At 35.9% G+C, this 8964-nt stretch carries 9 protein-coding genes and 2 pseudogenes; 6 read left to right on the forward strand and 5 right to left on the reverse strand.

Annotation, left to right across the window (positions count from 1 at the left end):
• Positions 1-885, forward strand: an 885-nt coding sequence (locus tag AB8P06_RS20410) for a hypothetical protein (RefSeq protein ID WP_369844466.1), incomplete at its 5' end; no start/stop codon positions are given.
• A 4-nt stretch (positions 886-889) separates the two neighbouring features.
• Positions 890-1321: a DUF5958 family protein gene (locus tag AB8P06_RS20415; protein ID WP_369844468.1), complete on the forward strand. Its 432-nt coding sequence runs from the start codon at positions 890-892 to the stop codon at positions 1319-1321.
• A 91-nt stretch (positions 1322-1412) separates the two neighbouring features.
• On the opposite strand, the gene AB8P06_RS20420 is transcribed toward AB8P06_RS20415, so the two are convergent.
• From AB8P06_RS20420 to AB8P06_RS20435, 4 genes and pseudogenes are all read right to left on the reverse strand, one after another.
• Complete coding sequence (locus AB8P06_RS20420; RefSeq protein ID WP_369844470.1) at positions 1413-1862, reverse strand: hypothetical protein; 450 nt, start codon at positions 1860-1862, stop codon at positions 1413-1415.
• Between the two features lie 68 nt (positions 1863-1930).
• A pseudogene (locus AB8P06_RS20425) lies at positions 1931-2481 on the reverse strand (DNA-3-methyladenine glycosylase I).
• Positions 2482-2542: 61 nt separating this feature from the next.
• The gene (locus AB8P06_RS20430) at positions 2543-2866 is read right to left on the reverse strand and encodes a nuclear transport factor 2 family protein (RefSeq protein ID WP_369844472.1); all 324 of its coding nucleotides are present in this window, start codon (positions 2864-2866) and stop codon (positions 2543-2545) included.
• Between the two features lie 25 nt (positions 2867-2891).
• A complete protein-coding gene (locus tag AB8P06_RS20435; RefSeq protein ID WP_369844474.1) occupies positions 2892-3674 on the reverse strand; it encodes an SDR family oxidoreductase in 783 nt (260 codons plus the stop codon).
• Between the two features lie 135 nt (positions 3675-3809).
• On the opposite strand from AB8P06_RS20435, the gene AB8P06_RS20440 reads away from it, so the two are divergent.
• A complete protein-coding gene (locus AB8P06_RS20440; RefSeq protein WP_369844476.1) occupies positions 3810-4202 on the forward strand; it encodes a winged helix-turn-helix transcriptional regulator in 393 nt (130 codons plus the stop codon).
• A 300-nt stretch (positions 4203-4502) separates the two neighbouring features.
• On the forward strand, positions 4503-5489 hold the full coding sequence (locus tag AB8P06_RS20445; protein ID WP_369844478.1) for a PAS domain-containing sensor histidine kinase: 987 nt from the start codon (positions 4503-4505) through the stop codon (positions 5487-5489).
• A gap of 93 nt (positions 5490-5582) precedes the next feature.
• On the opposite strand, the pseudogene istB reads toward AB8P06_RS20445, so the two are convergent.
• A pseudogene (istB, locus tag AB8P06_RS20450) lies at positions 5583-6236 on the reverse strand (IS21-like element helper ATPase IstB); the annotation flags it as partial.
• 592 nt (positions 6237-6828) lie between these two features.
• On the opposite strand from istB, the gene AB8P06_RS20455 reads away from it, so the two are divergent.
• Complete coding sequence (locus AB8P06_RS20455; protein WP_369844480.1) at positions 6829-7833, forward strand: hypothetical protein; 1005 nt, start codon at positions 6829-6831, stop codon at positions 7831-7833.
• Positions 7834-8177: 344 nt separating this feature from the next.
• Positions 8178-8498 carry a nuclear transport factor 2 family protein gene (locus AB8P06_RS20460; protein WP_369844482.1) on the forward strand — a complete coding sequence of 107 codons (321 nt, stop codon included), beginning with the start codon at positions 8178-8180 and terminating at the stop codon, positions 8496-8498.
• The last annotated feature ends 466 nt before the right edge of the window (positions 8499-8964 follow it).

An 8964-nucleotide genomic window follows, 5' to 3' on the forward strand; every position in this document is an offset into this window, starting at 1 on the left:
AGATTTGCAGGAATAGATGTATTTGCTGAATCTTATCAGAGTTTAACACCTAATCATTTTGCTGCCAATAACCCGATCTCTTTTTCAGATCCAACAGGAATGTATATAAGGGAATACAACGGAAGTATAACTTATAAAAGGACTGATGAGATTGCTGAATTACAGAACTCTTTTGATGGAAGAGTAGATGATTTGGCGCGTTATATGAATGAACATGATGTTTTTAAGGAAGAACTTCCGGAACTTGTTATAAAAGGTTACGGGACCTCAAAAACCTGGGGTTCAGCATTAAGTACCTATACTCTTAACCATAATGCACTTTACAACGGTATGTTGGGTGTACAGACTGCATGGAATTATGCTAATCGACCTATGGATCCTATGGCATGGGTAAGAAATGATGGACCTATAAAGTATATAGGTGGAATGGGTGATCCTTTGGGGATTTGGGAAGGTATTGGGATAGCTATGTCTGCTTCAGGTGATAAAAATGTGCAATTAGCTGCGTTACCACTTTTAATTGTAACTAAAAATGGGGATGATGCGTTAAAAGTTTTAGCTACTGAAAAAGGAATATTAACAACTAGTGATGCTCTAAGAATAGAAAATGCAGCAACTAGAATTAATAAGCCAATAACAGTTGTAGGAAGTAGAGCAACAGAAGGAAGAGTTAAAAATGGAATAAACACATTAACAGGAAATAATTCTGATTGGGATTACATAATTCAAGGTGGATTAAAAAACAGCCGAGAATGGTCAAAAATCAAAAACTCTTTACCTGGATCAAAATCCTCATTTGATAATCTTCCAAGTAAAATAGATATTCATAAAGGGCCTATAGACCCAACTAAACCATTTATTACCATTTATCCACGTAAATTATAAAAATATGTTAGGAATAATTGATCAGATTTCTATTAATAAATATGGGCAAGGACATATACAAATTGATGTTCTTAAGTCGAATTTTGTTAGTTTTAATTTAGAAAAGAAAAAAGATTATTTAGAAGAAATAATTTCTCTAATAATTCAATCAAAACCAACTGATGAAGATATAGAGCCTGCAATAAAAGAAAGTAATTTAAAAAATACTTTTACCCCATGTGTTTTATTAAAAAAAGGTATTGTCAATCATAATTTAAGGAAATTAGCTAATTTACCTGAATATGAACTAGAAAAAGTTTTAGTATTACTGATGAGCTTATTTAAAATAGCATATCAAAGAAGGTTTATTGAGGAGAAAAATAATCCTGGTAAATGGTGGTATTGGGATCTATCTGATCCAAATATTGAGAGTGTAATTCTTAAGGATCTTAATTGATGAAAAGTGGAGTTCCAAATTCAAACATCTAAAATTTTTGATTCATCCCATTCCCGAAGCAAGGATACTCATACCAACCGATGATACAATGTTAGAATAAGATTATATCTGATAACACAGCTTTATTAATTTTCAGTGTCTGCTGAAAATTTACTATATTCTCTGCTTCCCTGTAAGGGATGTTTTCACTCCTTAATACATTGAGAGAAAATCCTAATGCAATATACATTTGGTTGCGTTTCCAATCTTGGAAGCTATTTTTTTCTATGTTTTTTTTAATCTGACCTTCAAGAAAACTTTCCTTTTGATTATCTGCAATCATAGAATATTCTTTACTGTTTATCACATAGTCTTTATAGTCATTCAATGTATAATCATCCCAAATAAAAAAAGCAATGCCTTGTGTATATCCACTAAGAAATTCTTCAGCAACAGAATTTTTCAGTTCTTCATCTACTTTAAATGAAATAAAAGTGTAAGGGGGTGTACCTGTTGAAACAGATAGTTCCCATATTTTAGTTTGAATTTTATTAAATATCATTAACAGTTATTTATCTTATATCATAGTCAAGCGAGTTTCTATTTCTTAAAACTCGGAACCATTATTTTTTACTTTCTTGTCCACATTGGGTTTTGTTTTATGATTAATTTGTATGTAGCACAACTTTCAGAATGCGCCCCCGGCAAATAACCGATGCTCATCAAAAATTCATTTACAATTTCACCACCTGTAAAACGGAAAGTCTTTTTAAATAATTTTACCCATTCTTCTTTCGTTCGTGGGTAATGGTGTTTCAACACTGTTCAAATGAGCCGAATTCTTTTTGCAAACTCAAAATGACTTTTGCATTTTCGATAGCTGCATTTATTTTAAGTTTGTTCCTGATAATTCCAGCATCGGCTAATAGACGTATGCGGTCCCTTTCAGTATAGGCGGCTACTTTCTTGATATTAAAACTGCTATATGCTTTTCGGATAGAAGTTTCCTTTTTTAATATCGTTTCCCAGCTTAATCCGGCCTGATTGATTTCCAATACCAAACGACAGAACAATTCATTGTCATCATGAAGCGGAAAACCATAATAATTGTCATGATAATTTTTATGAAGCGCTTTCTTCTCCTCTGATTGTATGTTCTCGATAGCGGTGCAGTAACTCATAATCTGTTCTTTTAAAATTAAGGGAGCGTGACTTGCTCAGATCACGCTCGCCTTTTTGGATTTATTCGGTCATTTTCAAGTCCTGAATTTTACCGTCGATAATCTCGAAGTTAAACTTAAGCACCAGCGGACTTCCCGGAAAGGTGCCAGAGACCTCTGCGGAGAGAATGCTTGATGTACCGTTTTCGGTGTATTCAAGCGGCTTCATGACGGTCCTGTATTTTTCATTGGCTTCTTTAATCCAATGTTCTATCTCCTTTTTGCCCTTGTATGTTTTGCCTTCATCGTTCACTACAGCTGTTTCGGAAAAACAATTTGCATAGGCATGGGCGTCAAAATCGTCTTGCGCCTTTACTAAATCTGATACTACTTTTGGTAAGTTCATGTTTTTTATTTTTTTTTGGTTAGTATTAAATAGTTGGTACGGTGCCACCGTCGATTACATATTCTGTACTTGATAAATAATTTGCTCTCGGTGAAACAAGAAAGCCAACCAGTTCAGCTACTTCTTCCGGCTCGGCAGGTCTGCCATACGGTATTCCGCCCAATGCATCCATAACGCTTTGTCGTGCTTCTTCTATTGTACTATTTGCATTTCTTGCAATCTCACCCAACCAGTCTTTCGATGCGTCTGTATTTATCCATCCCGGCGAAATGGTAAGTACACGCACTCCTTTAGGTGTTACCTCCTTTGACAAGCCCTTGCTGTAATTTCTCAATCCTGCTTTCGCAGCACCGTAGGGCAATGTCGAATCGTAGAGTGGAAGGATGCCCTGAATAGACGCTATATGAATGATCACGCCGCTTTTCTGCGCAATCATTTGTGGTAGGAAGCCTCGATCGAGTCTTATTGGGGCCAGCAGATTGGCTTGCAAGGTAGATACCCAGTCTTCATCATTCAATGCAGCAAACCCACCGGCTGGTGTTGAGGAACCACCGAGGTTGTTCACAAGAATGTCCAGTCTGCCGTAAGTTGACAAAACCTCGCTGATCACTGTTTGCGATCCTGCTTCCGTACTCAAATCGGAGGGAATAAAATGCAGCTTGCTGTTTTCTATTTCAGGTGCGTTTCTTGCTGTGACAATTACAGTTGCGCCAGCCTGTAACAGTCTTTCGGCAATAGCCTTTCCGGCTCCTTTAGTACCTCCTGTTACCAGAGCAATTTTGCCTGATAGCTCATTTTGATAATCCATTTTTAATTGTATTTTAAATTATGTACTGCAAATGTCTGAAGTAGGGTAGTACCTCACAAGTACGGAGTTACGATTCAAATAGGGAATAATTTTTCCCCTATTGCACAGATTTGGATATGGGCTTAATTTTGCGATATGTATGAGCGAAAAATAATACCGAACCTCAATTGTGCACTTGACCTGATCGGTGAAGTGCTGTACGGTAAATGGAAGATACGCCTGCTTTGGTTTATCGATCAGGGACATCAACGTCCAAGCGATCTGCAACGCAAAATCCCTGATGCTACGCGCAGGGTTTTGAACATACAGCTGAAAGAATTGGAGGAACACGAACTTGTTACTAGAAAAATTTATCCCGTTGTTCCGCCAAAAGTAGAATATAGCCTTACCGAATTTGGTAAGACGTTGATCCCCGTAATTGCGACATTAGGGCGATGGGCCGATGAACACGAAGAACGCCTGCGGGATGTGATCTTAAAACAAATTTCAACTTCGGATATCGATGATGAATTCAACGAATGTAATTAGAAGAATAACATAGTTAGAAGCGCCAGCAATAACTCACTCCTTAATGGTAAATGGTGGCGGTTATTTTATTGCCTCTAGATTTCTACTTTAATTATTAGCATTAAATAGTAAAAGTAATATGATCGATATCATAAGTAGAGTATAAAATCCGCAGTATTTTTGCATTTAATCGAAATTTTAGCAGGCTTCAATTCGACCTTTTATTCCGTAAAGTTTTATTTCCTAAATTTGTTTTTATTTTCGAAGTAACACTACATCCACTTACCGGCAACAGTTATTTCGATAGTTAAAACGACAGATATGGATACATTTGACTTGGGAGACAAGCAAGCATTGTTGAATGCAATCATAATGTCCAGTGACGATGCTATTGTAAGTAAATCCCTTAGTGGAATAATTACGAGCTGGAATCTCGCAGCTGAACGTATATTTGGTTATAGTGCAGATGAAGCAATTGGCAAGCACATCTCTCTTATCATTCCTACTGACCGGCTGGAAGAGGAAGATTACATCATCGGACAGATAAAATCCGGAAACAAGGTAGACCACTTTGAGACCGTCAGGAAGAAAAAGAACGGTGATCTTTTCCCTATTTCAGTTACAGTATCTCCTGTTATTAATGGTAATGGGGAAATTATCGGAGCATCTAAGATTGCACGTGATATCAGCGAGCGATATCAGCTACATCAGGAGAACGCTGAACTTCTGGAAAAACTTCAAGAACTAAATGTCAAAAAAGACGAGTTTATTGCACTTGCCAGCCACGAACTTAGGACACCTCTCACCAGTTTACAGTCTTATCTGCAAGTTATGGCACGCCATCTCAACGATGAAAAGCTAAAATACTTGCTGGAAAAAGCACTGTTGCAGGTTGCCAAATTAAATATACTGATATCGGATTTGCTCGATGTTTCGAAAATCGAGGCAGGTAAGCTCCCTTTAAAGATAGAAAGATTTGACATCATAAATTTACTTAAGGAAACAATGAGGTCAATTGGTCGGTTAAACAGTGACTTTGACATCACTTTTCAGACTGATCTGGATCAGCAGTATCTTAATGGTGACCCGGACCGCTTAGAACAAGTAATGATTAATCTACTGAACAATGCCATCAGATACTCTGCTGAAGACCACCGTATCATTGTTTCTCTTGGAAAGGTAGATGATAACATCAAAATTGGTGTAAAAGATCATGGTATTGGGATCGACCCCAAAAAATTTGCAGACATTTTCTGCAGATTTTACCAAGCTAACAACAATAATATCAAATCAGGTAGATATTCTTGACAAATTGACCACCCTATTGCTGATTAAATTGACCACTTAGAATGAAGTCAAAAAAAGGTGTCTTTAGATGGATTAAAAATATAAAAATATTGGTTATTCTGCAGCAATTTTTGAGTCTGCTTTTTTTCTTCTTAGCGATTCACCTTTAAGTTCGATTCTCAGGGCGTTATGAACCATTCTGTCGAGGATGGCATCTGCAATAGTCTGTTCACCAATCACTTCATGCCACGTACTTATCGGGAGCTGAGAAGCAATAATGGTTGAGCGTTTCCCATGTCTGTCTTCAATAATTTCCATGAAATCCTGTCGTTTAAGGTTATCTAAAGTTTGGAGTCCGAAGTCGTCTAAGATAATCAGATCCTGTTTTTCTATACGATCAATTTCTTTGAGATAAGAACCGTCTCCTTTTGCCATTTTGAGTTTTGAGAAGAGTTTGTTGATACTGAAGTACATTACTTTATATCCCATTGTACAAGCCTTATATCCAATCGCTGTTGCAATAAAGCTCTTTCCTACGCCTGTACTTCCGGTCACCAGAATATTCTGTTTTTGATTGATAAAATCACAGGAAGATAGTCTTCCAATCGTATTTTTATCAATGTTTCTAGAGTTGCTTGCTGTGATTTCTTCCATAAAAGCTCTGTAACGGAACTTGGCTGTACCAATGAGTCTTTCGACCTTACGGCTTTCCCTGTCATCATATTCGGAGTCAATGAGATAGGCAATAAGTTCGTCATTGGTATAAGACTCACCGCCTATCGCGATGATAAAATTAACCTGTCATATGGCCTAGGCTGGGGTGTTATCAATACACCTTACGGAAAGGCATTTTTTAAAGGTGGCCATGATGACTGCTGGCGTAATTATAGCATCTGCTTCCCTGAAAAGGAAACGGCTATCGTGATAATGTGTAACAGCGGAAATGGTGAACGCGTATTTAAGGAATTGTTGGAAAAAGTAATCGGCGATATCTTTACACCGTGGGAATGGGATCGCTTTACACCATATGATAAGTAGGATTTTATAAACGGCATCATCTAAGGATGCCGTTTTATCTATTTCATCTTCGTATTTTGCCAGACCGAACTAGATGTTAAAGTGAAAGTTATACTAAAATTAGCTCTATCTCTTACCTTTTATTGTCTTTTTCCATTTTTACATCCACCTACTGTGGGTGCAAAGTTCCACACTATGCAGATTCTTCGACCTCTGTTGCTTATCTCCTACATTGATAATCATAAACCTGAGAAATTTGTAATACCACTTTTTTGAGCAATCGAGGCAACCTTTTAAAAAATCTGTTGTCTTCTAAGTAGAATAATTTTTAAAATATTAAGTCATGAGAAAATTTCAAATCTTTTCTTTACTGTTTGTATTGCTACTCAACTTTACTTATGCACAAACCACCGCTTTTATTTCTGAACGTACCAATCAACCCCTTCCACAGGTTTCTGTGTTCGGGAGAGACGGAAGCATCATTGCTTATTCTGATATTGACGGAAAGATTGAACGGAAACTATTAAATCCTTCTCAAGAAAAATATCAGTTGGTGTATGATAATTTTTTATTGGGAACATTTTCATACGCTGAATTGGATAAAGATGTAGTAAAAGTAAAAGATGGAGTTAAAGATATTGAACCTGTTGTCATAAAAAATGATAAACCAGCAAAATATCTTCTGATAAAGGGTAACTTTAATGCTTATGTTACCGTAAATAATATGCTTAACTGTTATGTAGATGGAATAGCAACTTACGTTTTCGATAACAAAAACAAAAAAGTAAAGGATATAAAGGTACAACAGTACCGTATTTTCAGTCTAGAAAATGCAGCTTTTCCAAAGAAGCAGACAGGATCTTGGGATTATAGTATGTTTTTAGATTTACCCAGACTGAAACATGCAGGAAACCTGGAAAAATATGACAATGGTGACTTTAAGATAAAAGAACTGAAAACACCGGTTAAGGACGAAATAGAAGTTAGCGGTGCAGATCTTCAGGAAAAAGAACTGGCATTTTTTGGTTATAGACTTTTTGATATTCGTGTAGTTGCTCATTTCTCTTTCGAAAAAAATTCAAAAAAAGCACTTCGTAATTTTAATGAATACAATGAAATTAAATCCCTAAAACTAAAACATAAAGCTGAGCCGGACTATAATCAGATTATTACTTATAAGAACTTTTATCCAACTGAGCTTGAGTTTAGCAATGAGAATGATGTCCCGGGAGTAAATTATAGCAAGGATCAAAGTAATTACACCGAAAAATATTGGGAGGAACAAACATTTCCTAATATGCAAACAGTTTTCAGTTCGTTTTTTAAGGATGATCTAAAAGAAAAATAAGATCCTCTATAAAATACGCAGATACCATCTGAAAATTACCTTAAAAAAAGGACCAGCGGTATTAGGATCACAACAACCGGACACATATGTAGGGACTTATTGGGTAAGTACTGCTCCTCCATATGATGATACAACCGATAAGGGTAGGATATTTTATTGAAACCCTTCTAAAGTTGAAACATTGCATCAAACAATCAATTATAAGCGGCAGGAACAATATAATATTTAGTATTGATTGATTTTTGAAAGTTATCATTTGATTTTTTAAAACAACAGTACTCTTCTCATATCTAATTTTGTACTAGAAATTTTAATCAAAAATAATAAAACAAAATTTTTAAGATATGAGTACAAAAGAGCAAATTAAAGATTTAGCGCAAACAGCTTTTAAAAATCATTTAGATTTCCTTTCATCAGGACAGATTGAAAACTGGGTGGATCTTTTTAGTGAAGATGGCGTTTTAGAATTTCCTTACGGCCCTGCCGATTTTCCAGGTCTTGTAAAGGGTAAAACAGAATTGTATGAGTATATGAAAAATTCCCCTAAACATTTTAAGGTTGATTTTGAAAATTTACATTTTCATACCACCGAAGAACCTACTTTGGTCATTGCCGAATTTACAAGCAAAGGAAATGCGATCAGCACCGGAAAACCTTATCATTAAAAGTACACTTCTGTGGTGACTACCAACGAAGAAGGTAAGATTGTAAAGTATGTGGATTTCTGGAATCCTATGATCGCTCTGGAAGCCATTGATGCTCCACTGAGCAACTTTGTTCAGTAAGCCTGATAATGAAAGCTGTAGTCTGTGATTACAGCTTTTTTATTTTGATTACTGATTAACCTTTAAAATAGTACGAAAACATCTAAATTTGTTATGCTTAAAAACTTTTTAAAAAAATATTTCAGGTATTCTGCGATGATAAAACCAGAGACTTTAGAAGATTACTATTCAAAAAGACCGTTTCGTACGTCCTATAAGAATCCTAAACGGGTAATGGTACGAGGAAACGTTATAGAGTAGAAATCCGGGATTATATTGCACGTAACCTGTGGAGTTGCTACCTTTGTTAGGACACAATTCTTATACTCTTTAACTTTAAGAGTATGAAAAAGATCAGAAAAAATTA

Origin of the sequence: Chryseobacterium tongliaonense, assembly GCF_041224435.1 — a bacterium.
In the GTDB taxonomy this organism is placed as follows: domain Bacteria; phylum Bacteroidota; class Bacteroidia; order Flavobacteriales; family Weeksellaceae; genus Chryseobacterium; species Chryseobacterium tongliaoense.

Excerpts from the sequence above, each read along its gene's own strand:
- AB8P06_RS20445 (WP_369844478.1), top strand. The coding sequence starts at position 4,503 with ATGGATACATTTGACTTGGGAGACAAGCAAGCATTGTTGAATGCAATC.
- AB8P06_RS20460 (WP_369844482.1), top strand. The coding sequence starts at position 8,178 with ATGAGTACAAAAGAGCAAATTAAAGATTTAGCGCAAACAGCTTTTAAA.
- AB8P06_RS20415 (WP_369844468.1), top strand. The coding sequence starts at position 890 with ATGTTAGGAATAATTGATCAGATTTCTATTAATAAATATGGGCAAGGA.
- AB8P06_RS20455 (WP_369844480.1), top strand. The coding sequence starts at position 6,829 with ATGAGAAAATTTCAAATCTTTTCTTTACTGTTTGTATTGCTACTCAAC.
- AB8P06_RS20435 (WP_369844474.1), bottom strand. The coding sequence starts at position 3,674 with ATGGATTATCAAAATGAGCTATCAGGCAAAATTGCTCTGGTAACAGGA.
- AB8P06_RS20430 (WP_369844472.1), bottom strand. The coding sequence starts at position 2,866 with ATGAACTTACCAAAAGTAGTATCAGATTTAGTAAAGGCGCAAGACGAT.
- AB8P06_RS20440 (WP_369844476.1), top strand. The coding sequence starts at position 3,810 with ATGTATGAGCGAAAAATAATACCGAACCTCAATTGTGCACTTGACCTG.
- AB8P06_RS20420 (WP_369844470.1), bottom strand. The coding sequence starts at position 1,862 with ATGATATTTAATAAAATTCAAACTAAAATATGGGAACTATCTGTTTCA.